This window comes from Bacillus jepli, from assembly GCF_047238305.1.
In the GTDB taxonomy this organism is placed as follows: domain Bacteria; phylum Bacillota; class Bacilli; order Bacillales; family Bacillaceae_L; genus Ferdinandcohnia.
Genome location: NZ_JBDFMO010000001.1, coordinates 4,025,171 through 4,048,395, shown reverse-complemented (window position 1 = coordinate 4,048,395; position 23,225 = coordinate 4,025,171). Strand labels below are relative to the sequence as shown.

18 protein-coding genes are annotated in these 23,225 nt (G+C 39.2%); 14 read left to right on the top strand and 4 right to left on the bottom strand.

Annotated elements, in window-relative coordinates:
- Positions 1 to 432 precede the first annotated feature (432 nt).
- Complete coding sequence (locus ABC371_RS20645) at positions 433 to 1,665, bottom strand: aminopeptidase (RefSeq protein ID WP_412898519.1); 1,233 nt, start codon at positions 1,663 to 1,665, stop codon at positions 433 to 435.
- Between the two features lie 457 nt (positions 1,666 to 2,122).
- On the opposite strand from ABC371_RS20645, the gene ABC371_RS20640 reads away from it, so the two are divergent.
- The 10 genes from ABC371_RS20640 (at position 2,123) to ABC371_RS20595 (ending at position 14,339) form a co-directional block, all read left to right on the top strand.
- On the top strand, positions 2,123 to 2,518 hold the full coding sequence (locus tag ABC371_RS20640) for a GntR family transcriptional regulator (protein ID WP_412898518.1): 396 nt from the start codon (positions 2,123 to 2,125) through the stop codon (positions 2,516 to 2,518).
- Complete coding sequence (locus ABC371_RS20635) at positions 2,511 to 3,395, top strand: ABC transporter ATP-binding protein (protein WP_412898517.1); 885 nt, start codon at positions 2,511 to 2,513, stop codon at positions 3,393 to 3,395. Before ABC371_RS20640 ends, ABC371_RS20635 begins: the two co-directional genes overlap by 8 nt.
- Positions 3,388 to 4,455 (top strand): ABC transporter permease subunit, encoded by a 1,068-nt coding sequence (locus tag ABC371_RS20630; protein ID WP_412898516.1) that lies wholly within the window; start codon positions 3,388 to 3,390, stop codon positions 4,453 to 4,455. Before ABC371_RS20635 ends, ABC371_RS20630 begins: the two co-directional genes overlap by 8 nt.
- Before the next feature lie 136 nt (positions 4,456 to 4,591).
- Positions 4,592 to 5,086, top strand: coding sequence for a hypothetical protein (locus ABC371_RS20625; RefSeq protein WP_412898515.1), 495 nt, complete (start codon positions 4,592 to 4,594; stop codon positions 5,084 to 5,086).
- 58 nt (positions 5,087 to 5,144) lie between these two features.
- The gene (locus tag ABC371_RS20620; protein WP_412898514.1) at positions 5,145 to 5,633 is read left to right on the top strand and encodes a DUF1648 domain-containing protein; all 489 of its coding nucleotides are present in this window, start codon (positions 5,145 to 5,147) and stop codon (positions 5,631 to 5,633) included.
- Positions 5,634 to 5,716: 83 nt separating this feature from the next.
- The gene (locus ABC371_RS20615) at positions 5,717 to 6,406 is read left to right on the top strand and encodes a copper homeostasis protein CutC (protein ID WP_412898513.1); all 690 of its coding nucleotides are present in this window, start codon (positions 5,717 to 5,719) and stop codon (positions 6,404 to 6,406) included.
- Between the two features lie 206 nt (positions 6,407 to 6,612).
- The gene (locus ABC371_RS20610) at positions 6,613 to 9,549 is read left to right on the top strand and encodes a PD-(D/E)XK nuclease family protein (RefSeq protein ID WP_412898512.1); all 2,937 of its coding nucleotides are present in this window, start codon (positions 6,613 to 6,615) and stop codon (positions 9,547 to 9,549) included.
- Positions 9,542 to 12,745, top strand: a complete 3,204-nt coding sequence (locus ABC371_RS20605; RefSeq protein ID WP_412898511.1) for a UvrD-helicase domain-containing protein — start codon at positions 9,542 to 9,544, stop codon at positions 12,743 to 12,745. Before ABC371_RS20610 ends, ABC371_RS20605 begins: the two co-directional genes overlap by 8 nt.
- A 167-nt stretch (positions 12,746 to 12,912) precedes the next feature.
- Entirely contained in the window at positions 12,913 to 13,512 is a 600-nt protein-coding gene (locus ABC371_RS20600; protein WP_412898510.1) for a YdcF family protein, read from the top strand.
- 89 nt (positions 13,513 to 13,601) lie between these two features.
- The gene (locus ABC371_RS20595; protein WP_412898509.1) at positions 13,602 to 14,339 is read left to right on the top strand and encodes a polysaccharide deacetylase family protein; all 738 of its coding nucleotides are present in this window, start codon (positions 13,602 to 13,604) and stop codon (positions 14,337 to 14,339) included.
- A 46-nt stretch (positions 14,340 to 14,385) separates the two neighbouring features.
- Here the strand turns inward: ABC371_RS20595 and ABC371_RS20590 are convergent, their stop codons facing one another.
- The 3 genes from ABC371_RS20590 to ABC371_RS20580 all read right to left on the bottom strand — a co-directional run bounded on the left by ABC371_RS20590 (position 14,386) and on the right by ABC371_RS20580 (position 18,311).
- Positions 14,386 to 15,708 (bottom strand): (Fe-S)-binding protein, encoded by a 1,323-nt coding sequence (locus ABC371_RS20590; RefSeq protein WP_412898508.1) that lies wholly within the window; start codon positions 15,706 to 15,708, stop codon positions 14,386 to 14,388.
- On the bottom strand, positions 15,705 to 17,117 hold the full coding sequence (glcD, locus tag ABC371_RS20585) for a glycolate oxidase subunit GlcD (protein WP_412898507.1): 1,413 nt from the start codon (positions 17,115 to 17,117) through the stop codon (positions 15,705 to 15,707). Before glcD ends, ABC371_RS20590 begins: the two co-directional genes overlap by 4 nt.
- Before the next feature lie 87 nt (positions 17,118 to 17,204).
- A complete protein-coding gene (locus ABC371_RS20580) occupies positions 17,205 to 18,311 on the bottom strand; it encodes a CdaR family transcriptional regulator (RefSeq protein WP_412898506.1) in 1,107 nt (368 codons plus the stop codon).
- Between the two features lie 158 nt (positions 18,312 to 18,469).
- Here ABC371_RS20580 and mnmH point away from each other — a divergent pair, with 158 nt between their 5' ends.
- From mnmH to ABC371_RS20560, 4 genes are all read left to right on the top strand, one after another.
- Positions 18,470 to 19,531, top strand: a complete 1,062-nt coding sequence (gene mnmH, locus ABC371_RS20575) for a tRNA 2-selenouridine(34) synthase MnmH (RefSeq protein WP_412898505.1) — start codon at positions 18,470 to 18,472, stop codon at positions 19,529 to 19,531.
- A gap of 169 nt (positions 19,532 to 19,700) precedes the next feature.
- Positions 19,701 to 20,999 carry a DUF5667 domain-containing protein gene (locus ABC371_RS20570; protein WP_412898504.1) on the top strand — a complete coding sequence of 433 codons (1,299 nt, stop codon included), beginning with the start codon at positions 19,701 to 19,703 and terminating at the stop codon, positions 20,997 to 20,999.
- 153 nt (positions 21,000 to 21,152) lie between these two features.
- The gene (locus ABC371_RS20565) at positions 21,153 to 21,512 is read left to right on the top strand and encodes a hypothetical protein (RefSeq protein WP_412898503.1); all 360 of its coding nucleotides are present in this window, start codon (positions 21,153 to 21,155) and stop codon (positions 21,510 to 21,512) included.
- A 315-nt stretch (positions 21,513 to 21,827) separates the two neighbouring features.
- Positions 21,828 to 23,198, top strand: a complete 1,371-nt coding sequence (locus tag ABC371_RS20560) for an NAD(P)-dependent oxidoreductase (protein ID WP_412898502.1) — start codon at positions 21,828 to 21,830, stop codon at positions 23,196 to 23,198.
- The last annotated feature ends 27 nt before the right edge of the window (positions 23,199 to 23,225 follow it).

The following is a 23,225-nucleotide window of genomic DNA, read 5'->3' as shown; positions in this document are numbered from 1 at the left end:
TATTCCGTTGTAAATTATCTTTTGTTCTCATGGTGAAATTACATCTGTCTTGTCATCTATATTTACATAATACCAACAGAATATCAATAGTATCATTTATAAAATTTTTGGTTGTTATTGCATGTGGATAGGGGGGAGGAATTGAAAAAGCACCATCGGAAGCTAATCCCTGATGGTGCCATCATTGTTTGTCTAGTTCCAGGCGCCATCGGCTTTCTGGACTAGCCAATCGCTTCGGAATGTAAGATGCACCTTCTGTCAGCGCTTGTCTTATGCTTGGACTTGCACAGGACAAGGAAGGCTTCGGCAGCATTATCATCGCACGAAGGAAATGCATGGCATTTTCGAGGAAGTGCTGACATCGACGTTCGCCACAGGACGTGGCGGTAGTTAGTCGATGTTCCGCTACCAAGGCGCTTTGCACATTTCTTGTTAAATAGCCCAGTTTCCGTTGCGGAAGAGAGGTTCAATTTTGCCATCGGCAGTGATGCCGTCGATATCCATTTCACCTGAGCCTACCATGAAATCAACATGCGTGATACTTGAGTTTGCGCCTTTCATCAAAAGCTCATCACGTGACATTGTTTTACCACCTTCAATACAGAAGGCATATGCATTTCCAATTGCAAAGTGATTGGAGGCATTCTCATCAAAAAGCGTGTTATAGAAAAGAATTTTTGATTGTGAAATAGGTGAGCTATGTGGAACAAGTGCAACCTCACCTAAATAGTGACTACCTTCATCTGTTTCCACAAGACGTTTTAAGGTATCTTCACCTGTTACAGCCTTCACATCAATGATTCGTCCATTATCAAAGGTTAATGTAAATTGGTCGATTAGGCTTCCGCCGTAGTTAAGTGGCTTAGTGCTACTGACAAATCCATTTACACCATCCTTTTTAGGAACGGTAAACACCTCTTCTGTCGGCATATTGGCAACGAACTCAATATTTTGTTCGTTTTCACCACCGCCGCCAATCCATACATGGTATTCAGGTAATTCAACGACTAAGTCAGTGCCAGGTGCTTTATAATGTAATTTTTTGTATTTTTTGTTGTTTAAGTATTCAACTTTAGCATGCAAGGCTGCGTTATGTTCCTTCCATGCTTGAACAGGATCGTCAACGTCAACACGAGTTGCTTGGAAAATAGCATCCCATAATTTTTCGACCTGCTCTTCTGAAGAGAGGCTTGGGAAAACTTTTTCGGCCCAACTTTCAGAAGGGACAGCGATGACAGACCAGCTGATTTTATCAGCCTGAGAGTAATTTCGATATTTTTCAAGTGCTTTACCTGCCGTTTTATTGGCATGGGCTATGCGCTCCGGGTTGACGCCTTTTAATAGGTCCGGATTAGAGGAAATGATCGATAAAAAGGCTGCTCCATTTTCCGCTAGTTCTTCCATTCCTTTTGCCTTCCACATTGGATAGTCAAGAAAGGCCTCATCTGGTGCAAGATCAAAGCGTGTGCGGGTAATCTCGTCATCATTCCACTCAATATATACATTTCTCGCTCCAGCCTCATACGCTTTCTTTACAACTTTCCTTACATATTTTACGGCTGAAATAGGTGCATTTATAAAAAGGTTCTGTCCTTTTTGAACATTAACACCAACGCGAACAGCTAAATCAGCATATTTTTCAAGCATTTGTTCGAATTTAGACATATGTATTCTCCTTTTTGGTGGTGCTATACATAGCACGAATGTAAGTGTTACCTTTCTAGTGTATCAGAACCGCTTCGGTCAGCGAAATACAAATTTAACTTTATTCAGTAGGAGTCTCTACTTTTGTTGGAGTGGATGAATGCAAGAAGAGTAACTATCCAATCCAGGACTGAATAAAGTTAAATGCCTCCGGCGGATGCCACAGATTTTCAAAGGAAGTTTTTCGAGCAGTAAGATCAAAGACTAAAAACGCCACTTCCTGTGGCAACGTCTTTGTGACCCACCTCGTGTGGGCCTAAAAAATCTGGGCGCAAATACGCCTTGGTGTATTTGATTAAATAAATAGGCGAACGTATATTGACATGATGATTGATGTGATTTAATGTATTAAGTGTACTATATGATGTGATACACATAAAACACAATTGACATAGAACAACTGAAAGGGGTGTTTTGCTTGTATTTTCAGTTAGATGAACGAAGTAATACACCGATTTGGGAACAAATTGTAAACCAAGTCAAGGAGCTCATTTTAAAAGGAGTCCTTCAGCCGGATGAAAAATTATTAAGTGTTCGCGAGCTTTCTTCAACTTTACTTGTTAACCCAAACACCGTCAGCAAAGCCTATCAAGAGCTTGAACGACAAGGAATTATCGAAACACGAAGGGGAAAGGGTACATTTGTTTCCGAACAGCTTCCAAAGAAAGTGGATGATGAAAAAGTGGAAGAAATCAAACAAACATTAAAGCATTTACTCGTAGAAGCTTCTTATCTCGGGATAAATAAAGAAACATTTGTTGAGTGGATTGAAAAGTATGTAGAGGAGTTAGGAGGGAAGGATAGCAATGCTTAATGTACAAAATCTTTCAAAAAGCATTGAAGGAGAAAAAGTCTTACATGATATTTCTTTTTCAATTGGCGAAGGATCAATTGTCGGCTTGGTCGGTCGAAATGGAGTCGGAAAAACAACATTATTAAGAAGCCTCGTTGGCATTTTAGATGCGGATCAAGGGGAGGTTGTGTTTCAAGGGAAAAACATCGTGACAAACCCTGAGGTGAAAGGGGAAATGGTGTTTGTTCCTGATTCAAATACCACATTTAATGGCTACAGTATCAAAGAGCTTGTCACTCTATATGAAGCGATTTATGTGAATTTCGATAAACCTTATTTTTATCAGCTTTTACAACGCTTCAACCTTCCAGAAAAGAGAAAAATACGTACCTTTTCACGTGGGATGAAGGCTTTATTATTTATCATTTTGGCTATTTCAACAAGAGCAAAACTGATTATATTAGATGAACCAACAAATGGGCTAGATGCGATTGTAAAAAGGAGAATTCTCCAGTTTTTATTAGAGGAAGTGTCAGAATCAAAGATCTCGCTTCTGATTTCTAGTCATCATTTAGATGAACTCGAAAAAATCGCAGATACCATCATCATGCTAAAGGATGGCGAGGTCGAATCGATCGTCACAATGGAGGATGCAAGACTCCATTATAAAAAGATTCAGGTGGTATTCAAAGAAAATGGAATTCCTGAAGAAATCAAGCAACTTTCAAATATTGAAGTCTTATCTCAAATTGGTCGGGTAAACACGCTTTTAATAAAAGGAAATACAGAAGAAGTAGTATCACGTTTAAAAGAGGAGCAACCATTGCTAGTAGAGGAATTACCCATGTCACTTGAAGACATGTTTGTGTCTGCATTAGGAGGGGATGACATTGTTTAACAAGGCACTTTGGCTAAAGAATTATAAGCAATCAAAGTTTGTGGTGTGGGGGCTTTGGTTGGTTTGTCTTTACTTTCCATATAAACTGAATAACTTTTTAAGTATCGAAGAGAATTCACTTTTACACTGGGATGAATGGGGAAATTCAGAGCCATACACATTTTATTTTGGGAATTTCTTGGAGGTAGGATTGTTTCAAGTTCTTGCATCCATACTCTTGGCCACAGCTTTAATTGGATTAGAACGAACAAATCAAAGCTTTGATTTTACACTAGCATTACCTTACAAGAGAAGTGATATCTTTTTCTCCAAGTGGATATTTGGCGTATTTCATCTGACACTAGCAGTGGCAGTAAGTGTGTTAATCTCAATGTTTGTACTCGGCAATTCTGTGATGAATGAATATCTTCCAATAGCGGCACTCGGGTATTATTTTGTGATTGCTCTTGCCACTCTTATCGGGGTCTTTACGTTTAGTTTGTTCATTGGCTTAATTGGAGCAAGTTTTGTTTCACAATTTGCCTTTAGTTTGATCTTTCTATTCTTGCCATACGGACTATATAACTTAGTGATGCAAGGAATTTCTACTCACTATAGAGCAATTACAGGTGACTTTTTCATAAGAGAATACGGTGGAGTCCCAAAGTTTGGTATTTATATCGAGAATCTTTCATTTCCATTACAATTATTGGACTTTGAACATGGAATAAATGAAATTTTTATTTGGAAACAGACCACATTTTTAGGTGGGCTATCAGTCATCATCATTCCGATTCTTGTAACCATTGTCTCGTTATATTTGCTTAAGCGATTATCCACTCGAATAAAAAGTGAAAACAACGGTAAAATTTTGGCTTATGAAAATATGCTGCCATACCTAAAAGTAGGTGTGTTTATCTGTTTCTACCTATTTGGTGGAATGGTATTTGGCTCGTCAAATAGGTACAATGAACCCCCAAGCCTCTTATCCTATCACCTAGGAGGACTTGGATTCAGTATCATTGCCTACCTCATCCTCACCAAAATAGCAGGCGTGAGAATGCAATTCGGAAAGAAATAAGGGACCAAAGGGACGGTTCTCTTGGCTCCTCGTGGGTAGGTTGCCAAAGGGACGGCTCTTCTGGCTCCTTAAGGAAATAAATGTAAATGTGGGACCGCAGGAACCGTCCCCGTGGTCCCAAAGGAGGGATGAGAAGTTGAAACTGTTAAGGATTATACCGTTTGTTCTCATCATGATGTTGCTTGCTGGGTGTAATAAGGAAGAGTTGCAATGGTATGAAATGGTTGTGTTTAAACCAGTTGAGACTCCAGAAACGATTAATACATGGTCCGCTCAACTACAGTATGTGAATTATAGTGAAATGAGTGAGACGCCTCCAGACATTCTTAAACTTACATACAATGGGGTGGGTTCTCCTGTTCCAAATGAGGTTACCTTTCACATCCAAGGGACTTCGATTTCAGGAGAAATTGAATTAACAGATCATGGCACTGGTGAAGCGATTATCGATCGCGATCAGCTATTAGACTTTCTGGATACGATTATTTTAGAAGACGGCACCATTACAGGGTCAATCCCACTAGTTCTAAACTGGGATGATCTAACAGAAGAAATGACCTTACCCTATTTAACTGCCGTTAAAGATTTTGAGGAAACGACATTGGACAAATTGCTAAAATTTCTTTCGTAAAATGAAACCCTTACCACTCCTTTTTCGTATAAACAGGTATGAAGAAGGAGTGGTTTTTATGTCTAAAAAACCAGAATTAAAGCTGCCGAAAACTTTATTTGAAAAAACAATAGAGTTGCTTTCGATCCTATTTTTACTTGGAATGTATGGGTTTATCATCTTGAATTGGAGCGAGATTCCAGATCGGGTACCGACTCATTTTAATATCATGGGGGAGCCTGATAAGTGGGGAGGAAAAGCGAGTGTCCTCATTCTACCGATTATTGCAACCTTATTATTTAAAATGATGTTTATATTAAGTAAGTTTCCACATATTCATAATTACCCTGTAAAGATAACTCCAGAAAATGCGGAAAAGATGTATAGAATCTCTCGAAAAATGCTCATCACGATGAATTTTTGGCTAACTCTCTTTTTTGCGATAGGCACGTGGGAAATGGTCAATGTCGCACAAGGTAATGAAGGGTTAGGTATGTGGTATATGATTGGGCTACTCCTGTCTATTTTTGGACCAATGGGTTATTATATTTACAAGATGATTAAATAGTTACCAGAGGGGCGGTTCTTGTGGTTCCCAGTTAGGGACCACAAGAACCGTCCCCATGGTCTAATGAAAGTAGGTAAACATCGATGTTAATAGAAATTATTGTCCAGCATGCAGAGGATGCAAAGTTAGCAGAAGAACACGGCGCGAACCGTTTAGAGTTAGTGACCGCGATGACGGAAGGAGGTTTGACACCTTCTAATGGCATCATTAAGGATGTTGTTCAGGCCGTCACTATTCCCGTCCATGTCATGGTCCGTCCTCACGGATATTCATTTACATATTCAGAAGATGACAAGCGGGTTATTTTAGAGGATGTTAAAGTGTGTAAGGAACTTGGCGCAACCGGAATTGTGTTTGGTTCTTTAACTGAAACTGGAGAAATAGATGAAGCGTTTCTTCAAAAAGTGATTGATGCTGCGGATGGAATGAAGATAACCTTCCACCGTGCGATTGATGAAGCGAAGGATATTATTGCAGCCTATAAAACCCTTCAAAAATACAGTGATTCAATTCAAGCGGTGCTAACCTCTGGAGGTGCCCAGAAGGCATTAGAGGGTGTGGAAAATCTCAAGGCAATGTTGGCGCTCTCTCGTGAAAAGCCATCACCAGTCATTATGCCAGGATCTGGACTGTCTCATAATAACATTGTAGAGATTCACCAAAAACTACACGCAACCGAATACCATTTTGGATCGGCTGTTCGTATAAATGGGAAGTTTAGCGAACCAATAAATGGGAATACTATTAAAAAGATAAGAGAAATACTAGGATAAAACAACAAGGATGTCTGGATGTATATTTGGACGTCCTTTTGTTTTGTCGAAAATGGCTAAAATCGATAGAACGGCTGCTAACGTCGATAGAAAAGAATTAACGTCGATAGAATTAAAATAAAATCGATAGAACAAAAATAACGCCGATAAGAAACAAAAAAGACATAACATTACACCCAAATTCCCCAAATAGGAGAGTGAAACCAGTGGAAGTTCTCATTAAACACCTCGAAACCATATGTAACCAGCATTTCTTAAACGAAAAAATCTTAATTGTCGATTCATATATGGTAGGCGAGCAAATTTTAAGACAGTTCACTCAGCAAAACAATCATGCCTTAAACATAAAAATCAAAACAATCAGGGACCTTGCCCTTGATTCAACCTCGAACCAACAAAATCAACTTATGAGCGACACACTTGGAGCTCATTTTGTGCACACCCTATTAACAGAACTTAAGCATAACCTCAATTATTTTCATGAGCTCGAAATCACACCAACCTTAAGCAAAAGCATGTATCAAACAATAAACCAACTTCGTCTGGCAGGATTCAAAAGCAGCACAGTTTCAATCGAACCATTCGTCTCACCCAAAAAAGGCGACGATCTGAAACTTATTTTAGAGGCTTACGAACAGTTTCTTCATACACATAAACTGGTAGATGAGGCGGACCTTTATCGAAATGCACTAGGAAAATATGATTCTCGAAATCAGATCTTCATTCTTCAAAGCAACCTAAAGTTAGCTTTTGAACAGGTGGAATTTTTAAAAACGGCCCTTCCAACAACCTATTTTTATTTACCAATGGAAGCAGTCCGCGGTATTGCTATACCTGAGAGTACACCATTTTCAAAAGTCGTATTTGGAGAAGAAACACCTTTAAGCTATTTATTTGATGTGGAGAATTCACCAACAACTATGCCAACTCTGTCGCTTTTTTCAGCCAAGACAGAGGAAATGGAGCTAAAAGAGGTCATCTACCGAATCAAAGAAAGAGGTATTCGCTTTGATGAGGCAGCCATTTTTCACACGTCAAGCGCCCAATATGTAACCGCTATGTACCACATAGCCGAGCGGTTACAAATTCCGGTCACCTTTAGTGAGGGGGTACCGATTGGGTTTACGAGACCAGGAAAGATGGTGGCTGGAATCTTAGCTTGGATGAAGGATTATTATAGTGTCCAGGCTTTTTTAAAGCTTCTTCAGGAAGACGTGCTCGACTTAGGGGATGATCCACCTTCAAAAAGAACATGGGCAACGCTACTACGTGGTGCTGACATCGGCTGGGGAAAAGAGCGCTATCTTACTCAAATCAAAACTAAACTGAAAGAATCGTCTGTGTCAGAGAACCGAATCCGTGATTATGAATGGATGTTAAAATGGTTTGCGACTACCTTCAACCATATGCAAACTGCCGAAAACAACGATACGATCATTTATCGGGACTTGTTAAAAACGGCCAACTATTTTCTGCAGAACCAATGCAAGGTTTCTTCAGCATTTGACCAAGTGGCGAAAGATGCATTACTTGAGCGAATTGAGGATTTGCTACCATATGCCAATGAATCTGTAGCTAATGCCCACCAAAAATTCGAGGAGGATTTCCTCTCCATTCGTATTGGTCATTCACGTCCTAAGCCTGGATTTCTTCACTTCTCTTCTTATAAAAACGGACTTTATTTGAATCGTGAGCATTTGTTTATTGTTGGGATGGACAACAAGCGGTTTCCAGGGAAGGTAGGGGAGGACCCACTTCTACTTGATACTGAAAGAGAAAAACTAGGACGATTTTTACCGTTGGAAAAAGAAAGACTCAAAAACGACCTTTATTCCATGTTGCAGCTTTTTGCTTCAGCAGCGAAAAATGACATAACCATTAGTTTCTGTAGGTTCGACATAAATGAAAATCGAAATATATCACCTTCGTATTTATTTTTACAATGCTATCGAATTCAAACAGGAGATTTTTTTGCAGATTTTAAGACTCTTCAAGAGAATGTACCGACAGTAAACCAAAACCATCCACTTGAAAATGAAGATTGGTGGTATGAGAAAATCACAAACTCTCAAACCATCCAGCTTGATGAACGATTTTTAGCGGATTTTTCGAATATTACGAGAGGGCTACATGCTGAAAAAATGAGGCAGGAACCAGCTTTTACTGTGTACGAAGGTAAAATTGAAAGTGATACCACAGGGTTTGATCCTCGCAAAAATCCAGAAATCACTATTTCGGCTGGGAAACTCGAGAAAATCGCAAAATGCCCTTATGCCTATTTTTTAGAAAATGTGTTGCGGTTAAAAGTAATTGAAGACATTACCTATGACCCGACAAAATGGTTAGATGCCAAAACAAGGGGAACCTTGCTGCATGAAATATTCGAGAAATTTTATCAAGAAATGAAAGAACGTCCCGACAAGCCTTCCTACACAAAGCATATTGACCTTTTAACAAAGATAGCGAGCGAAAGGCTGAATGAAGTAAAAAAAATGGTTCCACCACCAAACCCACGAACGGAAAGAGTAGAGTCAGAAGAAATCATCGTATCATGTGAGATCTTTTTAAAAATTGAAGAGGAAAATAGTGAGCATGGCGAACCTTTGTATTTTGAATATTCGTTTGGGGAAGACGCACCAGCTGTGATCGAGCTACCTTCTGGAACGGTACATGTCAGGGGAATCATTGACCGAGTCGACAAGCTTCCTGACGGGTCCTTTCATATTATTGATTATAAAACGGGAAGCAGTTGGGGCTATCGGACGAAGGAATTTTACAAAGGTGGGAGACAGCTACAGCATCTCCTCTACACTCTCGCAATCGAGGCCCATATGGGGATGGAGGATGGTTCAGTAAAAATCAGTTCTTATCTTTTTCCAACTCGAAAAGGGGCGGGAAAACGCTTTGTGAGGGAGCAAGGGGACACAACACGAACCAATGGAAAAGATATTTTAGACAAGCTCCTTTCGATTGTGGAGCATGGACACTTTACCATGACAGATGATGAGAATGAATGTATATTTTGTGAGTTTAAAAAGATTTGCAGACGGTCCACCTATGACAAGGATGGATTAAAACAGAAGCAACAGGATGAATCGGCAGAGGGATTGAAAAGCTTTAAGGGGGTGCGGGCTTATGACTAAGGTGATTGTCGATCAAGAGGCAAGGGATAAAATTGTTTCTGTCCTAAATCAAAATTTCCTTGTAGAAGCTGGGGCAGGTTCAGGAAAAACAACGAGCCTAGTTGAACGAATGGTGAACCTGATCTATACAGGGACAGCAAAAATGGATGAGATTGTCGCAATTACTTTTACTAAAAAAGCGGCGGATGAATTGAAAACGCGCTTCTTAACAGCTCTTGAGAAAAAATGTAAAGAGGAAGCAGATCTAGATGTGAAATTTTGGCTAGAGGAAGCCTTACAAAACATCGAACAATCGTTTATCGGAACCGTCCATTCTTTTTGTGCACGATTACTGCGCGAGCGACCAGTGGAAGCAGGGATTGATGTTCATTTTTCTGAACTTGAGGATACAGAGGATGACAAAATTGCTGAGGCGGCATGGTTAGTCTACACGCATAAGCTCGAACAGGATCATCCCCAAAAATCTAGAATGATGAATGATTTAGGGCTTCGTGAAAAAGATTTAATGGAACGCTTTTGTGAAATGAAGAATTATCCTGATGTTGCGTGGGCAACTGATGTGATCGAAAAGCCAAATCTTGATGACGTATTTCGCCGTTTCATCGCGTTATTAAAAGAAGCAAGTCGCTGCATTCCGAAGGACATTTCAAAAGGTCCTGACAGTCTCCAGGAAGCGATTGATGATGCGCTTCGTCATGTTAAATACGATGACAAAACAGATGCTTTAAAAATCAAAATTTTTCAGTTATTTGATAAAAAATTGAAGGTTACGCAATACAAATGGACTTCAAAAGAGGATGCAAAGGAATATCTCGAGAGAATTACTAGTTTTTTCGAGACCCACGTCCAGCCTTTAATTGAAAGATGGCGTGAATATTGCCATCCATTTGTGATCGAATTATTTCAAGAGGCATTGGCGGAGTATGAAAAAATAAAGCAGGAACGCTCGTTAATGAATTTTCAGGATTTGTTAATGAGAACCGCAGTCCTTTTAAAGGATAATGCAGAAGTACGATCGTATTTTCAAGGAAAGTACAAAAGACTGCTTGTCGATGAGTTTCAGGATACCGATCCAATTCAAGCAGAAATCATGTTTTATTTAACGGGTGAGGATGTCACGGAACGGAAGTGGACCAAGTGCAAACCGCGTCCGGGCTCGCTTTTTGTTGTGGGGGATCCAAAGCAAGCGATTTACCGGTTCCGACGAGCAGATATTGATATTTACAATTTAGTGAAGCAATTGATTGAAACCCATGGTGGGGAAGTGCTTCAACTTATTATGAATTTCAGAACGGTAGATCGTGTAACAAGCTTACTGAATCAAGTATTTCAAGAGCAACTGCCGGAAGAAGAGACAGTTCATCAGGCTGCCTATCGTCCGCTCATTTCACATAAAGAAGCAGGTACATCAGATTTTTCAGGGATTAAAAGGCTAGTTTTAGCTGATGAATTTGCGAAAAATAAAGCAATTACGGTTGAAGAAGATGCAAAAAGTATTACAGCACACATTCAAAAATTAATAAATGAAGGTCACGAGCCACGGAAATTCATGATTTTAACAAGGCAAAAAGATGGAATCGATGTGTATGCGACAAAACTTGAGGAAGCAGGAATTCCTGTTAGCGTTAGTGGTGAAATGGAAATTGGCACCATTCTTGAATTTCAGGACCTTATTCGACTTCTTGAAGCACTTGTGGATCCTACCGATCAAATTGCTTTCGTTGCAGCATTACGAAGTATTTGGTTTGGTATTAGTGATGAAGAGCTTTTCCAATGGGGACAGGCAGGTGGAGTCTTTTCCCTCTTTGCGTCGTCGCCCGATCATTTAAATTCCGAAACAAAACAGCATTTTGAAGGAGCACTTTCAAAGCTTAAACAATATGTAAAATGGAAGACGTCACATTCACCTTTAGTGGCCATTGAAAAAATAATCGAGGATATTGGGCTGTACCCATTGTTCCTTGTGAAAGGCTATGGAAAAAGGGAGGCGACGAATCTCCTGCAAATTCTTGAAGCACTTCGTTTAAAAGAGGAAGGCGAAGCAACAACCTTCAATCAAGCTGTCGATTATGTTAAGCAGCAAATTGAAGAAAAAACAAAGGTCATCAATCTGGAGGAAGATGAAAACGCTGTGCGAATTATGAATGTCCATAAAGCAAAAGGCTTGGAAGCACCGATTGTTTTCTTGGCCCATCCGGGGAAAAAGCCAGAGGTCTGCAATAAAATATGGTCCCATATTAGACGTGAGGAGCAATCATCGACAGGATATTTTATGTTCGAAAGAAAGCAAGGCTTCGCGAGAAAACCTGTTGCGCAGCCTCTACACTGGGAGTCTTATCTCGATGCCGAGGAAGCCTATTTACTTGCGGAAGAAATACGCATTCTGTATGTAGCGGCAACAAGAGCCGAGAATGCTATGATCATCAGTTCATTCGAAACAAAAAATGATAAAAATCCGTGGAATCTTCTGCTTGATGGTTTACCAGGACTTGAGGATCTTGAAAAGCTAGAGCTAACACATGATGAAAAGGAGCTTCAGAGGCACATCATTACACGTGAGGAATTCATAGAAGACACACAAGGATTACTTGGATGGATTGAAGATCGAAAGCAACCCTCTTTTTCAACATATAGTCCAACTGAAGACAAACAGGATATGTTCACGCTTGAGATTGAGCGTGAGGAAGGTGGAGGCCAGACGTGGGGAACCGCGATCCACGAGGTGTTTGAGAAGATTGCCAAAGGAGAAGAAGCTGAAGAAGCAATTGTCTCCAGTTTACAAAAGCATGAAATTTCGTTAGGAAGAAGAGATGAAGTTGCTGAAGCAGTTGCTCATTTTAAACAATCGATGATTTGGGCAGAGCTTCAAATTGCAGATCATGTGTTAACAGAAGTTCCGTTTACGGTGAAAATTGATGCTCAAGACCCGTTGAGCGAGATTGTTGAAAAAGGGTGTAATGCTGAGACGCTGTTTGTTAGTGGCATTATTGACCTTGCATACAAGCTGAATGGTGCATGGAAAATCGTCGATTATAAAACTGACCGTCCAAAGGACCTAGCCAAGCTACCAGACCTTGCGAAATACTATCAAAAACAAATTGACCTGTACCAGCAAATTTGGCAACGAATTACGGGTGAAAAAGTGGCGGACAAGCAGCTTTACTTTGTTACATCGAACATTATTTTAGGTGTGTAGGAATGGTTGTGTAGGAAATTTGATATTTATTCCAAATGAAGACTCGAATGAAGAGAAGTCGGGTTAGAAAAGGTCTTCATAAGGTGAATGAAGACCCGAACGAAAAAGTTTTCCTTTTTTGACCATTTGATATAATGATAGAATAACCCTAAAGGGGTTGAAACTTTTTGAAAAAGAGGAAAATGATGCTACTTTTAATTGTAATTTTACTTATAGTAGGTGTTATATATTTCGGGAGTATTCATTATAAAATGACGCAGTATGCCGATACAGAACCACCCAAAAATGCTGACTATTTAATTATTCTTGGGGCAAAGGTCAACAGTGAAACCCCATCACTCGCGTTGCAATATCGTATCGATGCAGCTGCAGTGTATGCGAAGGAGAACGAGAATACGATTTTGATTGCTTCAGGCGGCCAGGGACCTGGGGAGGATATTACAGAAGCTGAGGCAATGAGGCGTGAACTAGTGGACAAAGGGATTCCTGAATCAAGAATCTTCCTCGAGGATCGCTCAACAAGCACATATGAAAACATCAAATTCTCGAAACAATTTATCCCTGAGGATGCCAAGCTTGGGATTATTGTGACGAACGATTATCACCTTTATCGGTCCGTTCAAATTGCGAGAGACGCCGGTTTAAAAGTGGAGGGTTTACCTGCAAAAACACCGCAGATTACATTGCTAAAAGCTTATAGTCGTGAGTATTTGTCAGTCTCGAAATATTATTTGGAAAAATATATACTAAATAAAAACAACCATTAAATGACGAGAGCACAGTTCTCGTCATTTTTTTATCAAGATTAGCGATTAAATAAATATGAAAAAAATCCATAAACTAACTAGTAAGGCTGATGATAAAAGGAGGAACTTATGTGGGAAGGTACATCTTATTGATTGTCCTTTTACTGACGATCAATCAAATTCCTGCAATGGCAAAAGAACGCTTTGACTATGAAAAAACGGGGAAAATTACATGGGAAGTGAAGACGAATGAGAAGATGGTCGCGATCACATTTGATGATGGTCCAAACCCCGTATACACACCAGAAATTTTAGATGTGCTATCAAAACATAAAGCAAAGGCCACTTTTTTTGTTGTTGGAAAACATGCAAATAATTACCCTGAGATTATACGTCGTGAAGTATTAGAGGGACATGAAATCGCCAATCACACCTTTAATCATTTAAATATCATTCGAGATGCCCAAAAACTTGAGAATGAAATCGTTCAAACTTCCGACGCGCTTAAGGAAATAACTGGGTTTAGCCCTACTCTTTTTCGACCAGTTGGTGGGAATTATAATGATACGATTATTAATACCGCTGCTGAAAATGGATATCATGTTGTTTTGTGGTCGTGGCATCAAGATACGGAAGATTGGAAAAACCCAGGGGTTAACACGATAACAAAGCGAGTTATTTCAGGTATAAAACCAGGAAATATTATCCTCTTTCATGATTCAGGAGGAAACCGCACTCAAACGATTCGAGCATTAGATCGTATCCTTACTAAACTGGGAAAAGAGGGATATGAATTTGTAACTGTTTCAGAAATGCTTTTTAGAACTCATACGACTCAAAATAATTAGATCATTTAACAAGAATCGCCTTATAAACAAAGACGATTCTTGTTTTTTAACCTTCAACTGCCTCAAGCAATAAATCAACAATATGAATAGCACGCATTTTATCAGATAATCCTTCACGTTCAATACCTAGTTTCATTTGCAATAAACAGCCTGGATTGGCTGTGACAATGGTTTTTGCCTGTGTATCTTTTACGTTTTTCATTTTTGAATCTAATATTTTCATCGACATTTCAGACTCCACGATGTTATAGATTCCAGCTGACCCACAGCAGCTATCTGCATTATTCATTTCTATATAGGTGGCCCCATTAATAGCTTGAAGTAACATTCTTGGCTCATAAGCAGTCTTCATTACATTTCGTAAATGGCAGGAATCTTGGTACGTAATGACCTGAGCAGGAAGGGAAAGCTCTTTTTTATGAAACTCTAATTCTACTAAAACGGACGAGATATCCTTAAGCTTTTTTGAAAAAGCTTTTGCTCGTTCTGCCCAATTGGGCTCATCTTTTAGAAGATGGCCATAATCAATTAAAAAGGCACCGCAGCCACCGGCATTTGTAATAATATAATCTGCTTCAATTTCTTCAAACGCACTAATATTTTGTTTTGCTAGTTCTTTCGCTTTATTTTTTTCTCCACTATGTCCATGTAACGCCCCACAGCATGCCTGAGTTTTTGGAATAACAATCTCACAGCCAGCCAATTGAAGCAATTTCATTGTGGCATCATTCGTTTTCATGAACATCGTATCCATCAAACAACCTGTGAAAAAGGAAACCTTTTTCTTTTGTACACCTATAGGCTCAAGGTGGTATGGTCGGTTCTTGAGTTCTTTTAAAGTAGGTACCTCTGGTAGAACTCGTTCCATCGTTGCTAAGCTATCAGGTAAAAACTTCATTAGCCCACTTTTTTGAACGACTTTTTGCATGCCAGAACGTTGGTAGACCCCAAGTAATCCAGTTAAGGTTCGCATACGATTTTGATGTGGGAAGAGACCTTCAAAGACCGTTTTTCTTACAGTCTTAACTGGTAATGAATGCTTTTTATTTTGATGAACGATATCCCTTGCTTCCTCTAAAAGATGTCCGTAATTGACGCCAGACGGACAAACTGGTTCACAAGCGCGACAGCCTAAGCACATATTTAACGATTTTTCAAAGTCCTCATCGGGCTCAATGAGTCCATCGACAACCGCCTTCATTAATGCGATTCTTCCGCGAGGGGAGTGGGATTCCTGAAAGCCGGATTCGATATAGGTTGGGCAGGTTGGAAGGCAGAACCCGCAGCGCATGCAATTCAGTAATTCATTCTGATCCATCCGAGATTGAAATTCCTCTTTGATTTTTTGTTGTTCGTTCATTGTTGTCACCTTGAAACCACCACACGTTTTCTAGAATCCTTTGCAAACATTTTACCGGGATTCATTATATTATTGGGATCAAGCCCTGTTTTAATGGCTTGCATTGCAGCTATTCCTGCAGCACCTAATTTCATCTCAAGATAGGGAGCTTTCATCACGCCAACGCCATGTTCGCCTGTGATGGTTCCACCGAGTTCAATTGCTGTTTCAAAAATTTCTTCAAATGCTTTTTCGACTCGATCAATTTCTTCACGATCTCTGACATCTGTTAAGCAAGTAGGATGGAGGTTTCCATCTCCTGCGTGACCAAAGGTACATATTCGGAGTTGATATTTTTTCGCGATTTCTTCAATCGCTTTTACCATCTTGGCAATTTCCGAACGCGGAACGGTCGCATCTTCTAAAATAGTGGTTGGTTTTAAACGTGCTAGCGCAGATAGGGCCGCACGTCTAGCTGTCCTTAATGCATCGGCTTCTTCTTCGGATTGTGCCGATTTTACGGACACGGCGTTTTCTTCTTTGCAAATTTCTATGATTCTCTCAATATCACGTTTTACAATTTCTGCTGGACCACCCTGCTCAATCAGGAGAATGGCTTTCGCATCTGTTGGAAGACCGATTTGTGCAAATGCCTCGACTGCTTCAAGAGTAGGCTGGTCTAGGAATTCAAGTGTAATCGGGATGATTTTACTGGCGATAATCTTTGAAACAGTTTTGGCAGCGGCCTCCAAATCCTGATAAAGAGCAAGAATCGTTTCCTTTGTTTCAGGCATAGGTATAAGCTTAAGAGTGGCTTCGGTAATGATACCAAGTGTACCCTCTGAACCGACAAAAAGGCGTGTTAAGTCATATCCAGCCACATCCTTTGCAAGCTTTCCGCCGGTTTTGATGATTTCACCATTCGCTAGAACGACTTCAAGACCCATCACATAATCACGTGTCACACCATATTTAAGTCCGCGTAATCCACCTGAATTTTCGTTGATGTTGCCACCGATTGTGGATATTTTCATCGAACCAGGGTCAGGTGGATAAAATAAACCCTTTGCCTCTACAGCATTTGTTACCTCTTGGGTGATCACTCCGGGTTGGACCGTAATTGTTAAATTTTCCTCATCGATTTCTAAAATCTTGTTTAAATGTTTAAAAAGAAGGACTACTCCGCCCTCGGTTGGACAAGTGCCTGCACAAAGGTTTGTCCCGGAGCCACGGGGAACAATTGGAATTTTATATTCATTGCATACCTTGACGATGCTCGCTATTTCCTGTTTATTTCGAGGAGAAATCACCGCATCAGGCATTGACTGGAATTGTGGGGTTGCATCATAGGAGTATACGAGTTGCCCTGTACTAGAATCATCATAATTTTCCGGACCGACAATTTTTATAAATTGTTGTTTTGCTTGTGAATCAATCATGGTATCGCCTCCAAATTTTCTACTTATAATAAGCATAAAAAAAAGCGGAAGAATCCGCTATGTAGAAACCTACAAATATTAGTGTGATTATTCGACTATTTTTATGGATCTATCCAATAATAAGAGACCGAGATAAAGTGTTGTTAAATCTACAAAATTTCTTGGGTGCAAACCGGTTTTCTCTTCGATTTTATTAAAACGGTATGAAAGAGTATTCACATGAATATGAAGAGCCTCCGCAGTATCTTTGATGGACTGGTTTTGTTTAGTATATTCAAGAAGGGTTAGGAGCAAATCATAATCGCCCAGAAGTTTAGCGATTGTACGCTTCACATATTCGATTTGTACGTTACCACTCGTTTCATGTATGAGCATCTCCAATTTTAAATCATCGTCGAACTGGATTGAATTCGTCCGTTTTGCAACCTGAAGCGCTCGGTCAGCTTCATCAAAAGATTGTCTTAGTAGGTAATCCTCACTACCAATACCAAACGATACCTTAACAGAAAAGGAGTCTTCTATTTCCTTTTTTAGTTCTTGAAGAGCTTTTTGGATTTGTTCTTTTGACCGGTCCGTTAACAGGAGGAGAAACTGTTCATTTCCCCATCTGACAAAGACCTCATTTTCATTTAAGAGTGTGCTTTGCTGGAGTCGATTTGATATTTTTCTGATTGGAACTTCTGTGTCACTTTTAATAGATGCAAAAACTACCTGACGTTTCCTTTCGATATCAATATTTAGATGCTCCGCACGTTTAATAAATTCATCTGATTCTTCTTTTCCCTGAACCCAATCAAAGACAAGGGTTTCAAGTGCACGGGATTCCATTTCGATTTGCTCAGCATAGTAGCTCTCTTGGATTAGCAACTCGGTCATTTTTTTCAAAAGCTCTCCATACGCAGAAACTTGATCAGGAATTCCTGTAATACCAAGTACGCCCACAACTTTTCGCTTAAACAAAATGGGTAAATTAATTCCCACCTTTACACCTTTTAAGTGACTTTCCAATTCTTTTGTTATGATTATTTTCTTTTTGTCTCGACTAGCGAGGAGCGCACCTTCATGAAAACTGCCAATTCGACTTGTGTCCGTACTTGCGATAATGATTCCTGAAACATCCACAATAATAATGTCCTCATCAATTAATCTACGTACTTCGTTAATAATTTTTTTAGCAAGTGATGGGATGAGCATGAAAAATCCTCCGATCCAACGTATAATATCAATTCTATCATTTCTAAAAAAATGTTGTAATTGCATTTTTCAAGCAGATGAAGTTTTTCTGTTTTATAATAGAGAGAGTAAAATGTGGACATAGTGTAGATAGATATGTTTGAAGGGAAGAAAAAAAGATGTTTCAAGATATATCAGTTGATGAATTAAGGGAGTTGCAGAAGGAAAAGCCACTTGCAATTGTTGATGTGCGCTCACCTTCTGAATTCGCCGAATCCAATATACCTGGCAGTGTAAATATCCCGATATTTACTGATGAAGAGCGGGCTGAAATAGGGACGGTTTATAAGCAAATCAGTCCTGATGCGGCAAAGGAAAAAGGACTTGAAATCGTATCTGCCAAGCTTCCGAACTTTATCAAGGAGTTTACAAAACTTCCTGAGGAGGAAAAGGTCGTTTATTGCTGGCGTGGAGGAATGCGCAGTAAGACATCTGCAACACTTATTGATTTGATGGGAATCAAGTCAAAACGGCTGATCGGAGGAATTCGCGGGTACAGGACTTGGGTCGTTGAAAACTTAGAAATGCTTGAGAACGATTTTAAGCCAAAGGCTTTAGTGATTAATGGGTATACAGGTTCTGGAAAAACAAAAATTTTAAATGCACTTCAAGAAAAGGGCTATCCGGTCATGGATTTAGAAGGAATGGCCAACCACCGTGGATCAGTGTTTGGGATGATTGGAAAAAAGCCACATAATCAAAAGATGTTTGATCTAATGTTTGTGGAGCGTGCACTTGAACTAAAAAATTCTCCATATGTCTTATTGGAGGCTGAAAGCAAGCGAGTTGGAAGAGCAACATTACCAGACTTTTTACTAAACATCAAAGAACAAGGGTATCATATTTTTGTTGACCTACCAATGGAGGAACGGGTTTTAAACATTTTAGAAGATTATCGGCCTTGGGAATTTCCGAATGAATGTATGTCCGCCTTCCAACGAATCAAAAGAAGAATTCATACTCCAATTGCAGCGCAGATTGAAAAAGATCTTGAAACCGGAGATTTCAATTCGGCTGTGAAATTACTATTGGAATATTACTATGACCCAAGATACCACTATACAGCTGAACAAATATCTGAAGACAGAAGTACTGTCTTACATGTGAAAAACGTGGAAGATGCTACAAGATTAATTGAAGAATTTATCGCTGAAAAAATAACAAAAGCCACTACAAATTGACGATGCAATAACTAAGACCTAGTGCCCTTAGCACTAGGTCTTTTGGTAATTATTTAGAATTTTAATAGACTTATGAATCATATATTATTTTTCTAGTAACAGACGGACATATACTTGTCAGCTTTCGTCGAATGCTTTTAATGTAATTCAAATTAGGGGGAACGAATACATGACAAAGCGCAAGTTCAAGAAGTCTATCATTAGCGGTACAGTAGCATCTGCACTTATTCTTTCATTGGCAACACATGCTGCATTTGCTAACGAAGACGGAACACAAGAAACGGTTGTCGAAGAAATTCCAGTTAATTACGGTACGGATGAAGATGTCGTAACTGAGGAAGAAGTAGTTGAAGAAAACGTAAGCGAAGAAGCAACTGAAGAAGTAACTGAAGATGAAAAAGCTACCGAAGAAGTAGTTGAAGACGAAGAAGTAATTGAAGATGAAACTTCTGAAGATGTGGCAACAGAAGATGGAGAAGTTGCAGAAGAAGAGGCAACTGAAGAGGAAGTTCAAGATGAAAAAGCACCTTCTTTAGTACCTGGCGATTTCTTTTATTTTGTAAAAATTATGATTGAAAAAGTACGTCTTGCAGTAACTATTGATGATTATAAGGAAGCAAAATTATTAGCTGAATTTGCGGCTGAGCGCATCGCGGAAGCAAATGCTTTATTAGCTGAAGGTAAAACAGAAGAAGCTGAAGAACTTCTTCAAACAGCAATTGAAACTCAGGAAGCTGCAACAGAAAATTTAACGGAGTCTGAAGAGCCTGCAACTGAAGAAACAGAGGTTACTGAAGAAGAGGCAGTTGAAGAAGAAACTGCTGATGTTGAAGAAGTAGTGGCAGAAGATGATGTACAAGAAGAGACTGTTGAAGAAGAATCTGTAGTTGAGGATTCTGAGAAAACAGAAGTAGAAGTAAAGCTTGCAAATAACATTGATGCATTATCTGTAGCTTTAGCAAAGGTTAAAAATCCAACTGCTCAAAAAGCATTAATGAAAAACATTCAAAAATCATTTGCAAAATTAGATAAAAAACTTGCAAAACTAGAGAAAAAAGCAGAAAGATTTGCAGCTAAACATAAAGAAGAAAAGGCGATTGAAGAACCAACTGAAGAACCAGTTGAAAAGCAAGAAGTCGTAGTTGAAGAAGTTGCGACAGATCCAGTAGTGGAAGAAACGGAAACAACTGAAACAGAGGGTCAACCTGTAGTAACCGCTCCTGTTCCTGTAGTAGAAAAGAAACAAGAAAAAATTAAAGAAAAGCGTGAACATGTTCAGCATAAAGCGCAAGAGAAACAACATCAAGCACAAGAGAAAAAAGCTGAGAAACAAAAGAAGGCTAAAGAACACAAGCAAAATCACCAAAATCAAAATGCAGGCAAAAACAACGGCAATTATAAAGGTAACAATGGAAACAATAACGGCCATGGAAACAAAGGCCATGGAAACGGTAATGGTAAAAACTAAAATCTAAAGTAACGGACTGTCTATTCAAAGGATGAAATCAAATCGATTTCATCCTTTTTTTCAATTTCTTCAAGTTCAACTTCTTTACATAATTAGCTAAATATTTTTAATGTGTTATGATTAGAGTGGTAACTACCTGAGGAGGACGGATAAATGATTAACATTAAAAGTAAGGGTTCTAACAAATTTGCGTTTGAAAATGAGCGGGCTCTATGTTTGACACAGGTTATCGATAGGCAGGAAAACAATGTCACCAAAAAGATGGTTGTACGTGATAAAAAAATGGGTATTGATTTTTCCGTGATTATACCTTTAAAACTGAAAAAAAATGGAGATGTTCATCACTATCCTTCAAAGGACTTTACGGTTAGAGGCAAAAAGGTTGGAAAGAAAAATACCATGGCTAAATACTATGAATCCCTAGGTGAGTGGGATTCTTTTAAGAGTGAATTTTTTGATAAGTATAGTTTGACAGTAAATGAATTGATCTATAAGGAAGCAAATGCCAAATAGTTCCATGAAATAAGTGGGTAGCGGAAATTTTAAAAAGAGCGTAGGTTTGAAAATCACTTGGTTGTGATTTAAATCTATGGCTCTTTTTTTACATTATGAGTGGAAAACAGCTTATATCTTTTAACATTCTGTATAATGCAATCATGCCTATAAGAAAGTAAAATAGACACAAAGTTCATATTTTTAGGACAATAGTTTATGATTCTGAAATAAATAGTGCTAATTTTTGAAAACGCTTTCTATTTAAAGGTTTATAAAATTGCAAATAAGTGCCTCTGTCATTTGCAATTTTTACTATAAGAAGGAGGTAAATCTATGAGCCATTCAAACGGAAGAATTTCGTATCAGGATTTAAAATTGAATTTTAATGAAGTGACCCCTGGTCTAACGAACCGTGAAGCAATTGAAGAATCCAATCGCTGCCTATATTGCTATGATGCCCCCTGTATAACTGCATGCCCTACTGGAATCGACATTCCTACCTTTATTAAAAAAATCGCTTCTGGAAATTTAAAAGGATCAGCAAAAACCATTATGACATCCAACCCTTTAGGTGCAAGTTGTGCCCGTGTTTGCCCTACAGAGGAGCTTTGTGAGGGGGCTTGTGTCTTAAATCATTCCACCAAACCAATCATGATTGGTGATTTACAAAGATATGCAACGGACTGGGCTATCCGAAATGAACAGGTACTTTTTGAACCAGGAAAGAAAAACGGAAAAATGGTTGCCATTGTCGGAGGTGGTCCTGCAGGGCTTTCAGCTGCTAGAGAACTTGGATTACTAGGCTATGATGTTACCATTTTTGAAGCAGAGGAGAAGGCTGGCGGTTTGAACACCTATGGCATCGTTTCCTTTAGACTTCCACAGGAAATTTCATTCTGGGAGGTTAAGCAAGTTGAAAGCTTAGATGTGAAAATACGTACCAATACTAGAGTAGGTGAGGATATTTCTGTAGATGAAATCCTTGAAAACTTTGATGCTGTCATTCTAGCAATTGGAATGTCAAAGGTTCCTTCCCTTGGCATCGATGGCGAAGAATTAGAAGGGGTTTATGATGCGATTGAGTTTGTAAAAGAAACAAAAACAAAGCCAATTACAGATCGTTTTCTAGGTAGTAGGGTTGTCGTAGTAGGTGCTGGGAATACAGCAATAGATGGTGCGACATGCTCAGTCAGGCTAGGGGCAGAAAACGTTAAAATCCTCTATCGAAGAACGATAGAAGAAATGACGGCCTATGATTTTGAATATGAATTTGCCAAACAAGATGGTGTTGAATTTAGATGGTTAACGGCACCTAAGAAAGTCATTGGGGATGAACAAGGACGTGTAAAAGCAATCGAATGCATTAAAATGGAGCTTGGTGAGCCGGGAGAGGATGGCAGAAGACGTCCTATACCGGTTGAGGGATCTGAGTTCATTTTAGAGGTTGATGCGGTGATTAAGGCAATTGGGCAAACAAGATATACAGAACTTATAGAACAATTTGGTCTTGAGCATGATGGAGGAGTTGTGAAAATCAATCAAGAGACCCTCCAAACATCCAATAAAAAAGTATTTGCATGTGGTGATGTGATTTTTGGAAAGGGTCAAGGAGAGGCAATGGTTGTTTCTGCTGCACAACAAGGTAAGGATGCGGCATATGCGATTCATAAGGCAATGTTTGGTGCAGTCTCTGAAATTGCGTAATAAATAAAGGCAAAAGGAGGTTTATCG

Coding starts and splice junctions, on each gene's coding strand:
- ABC371_RS20645 (WP_412898519.1), bottom strand. CDS start 1,665: ATGTCTAAATTCGAACAAATGCTTGAAAAATATGCTGATTTAGCTGTT.
- ABC371_RS20635 (WP_412898517.1), top strand. CDS start 2,511: ATGCTTAATGTACAAAATCTTTCAAAAAGCATTGAAGGAGAAAAAGTC.
- ABC371_RS20620 (WP_412898514.1), top strand. CDS start 5,145: ATGTCTAAAAAACCAGAATTAAAGCTGCCGAAAACTTTATTTGAAAAA.
- ABC371_RS20615 (WP_412898513.1), top strand. CDS start 5,717: ATGTTAATAGAAATTATTGTCCAGCATGCAGAGGATGCAAAGTTAGCA.
- ABC371_RS20605 (WP_412898511.1), top strand. CDS start 9,542: ATGACTAAGGTGATTGTCGATCAAGAGGCAAGGGATAAAATTGTTTCT.
- ABC371_RS20595 (WP_412898509.1), top strand. CDS start 13,602: ATGATAAAAGGAGGAACTTATGTGGGAAGGTACATCTTATTGATTGTC.
- glcD (WP_412898507.1), bottom strand. CDS start 17,117: ATGATTGATTCACAAGCAAAACAACAATTTATAAAAATTGTCGGTCCG.
- ABC371_RS20580 (WP_412898506.1), bottom strand. CDS start 18,311: ATGCTCATCCCATCACTTGCTAAAAAAATTATTAACGAAGTACGTAGA.
- mnmH (WP_412898505.1), top strand. CDS start 18,470: ATGTTTCAAGATATATCAGTTGATGAATTAAGGGAGTTGCAGAAGGAA.
- ABC371_RS20570 (WP_412898504.1), top strand. CDS start 19,701: ATGACAAAGCGCAAGTTCAAGAAGTCTATCATTAGCGGTACAGTAGCA.
- ABC371_RS20565 (WP_412898503.1), top strand. CDS start 21,153: ATGATTAACATTAAAAGTAAGGGTTCTAACAAATTTGCGTTTGAAAAT.
- ABC371_RS20560 (WP_412898502.1), top strand. CDS start 21,828: ATGAGCCATTCAAACGGAAGAATTTCGTATCAGGATTTAAAATTGAAT.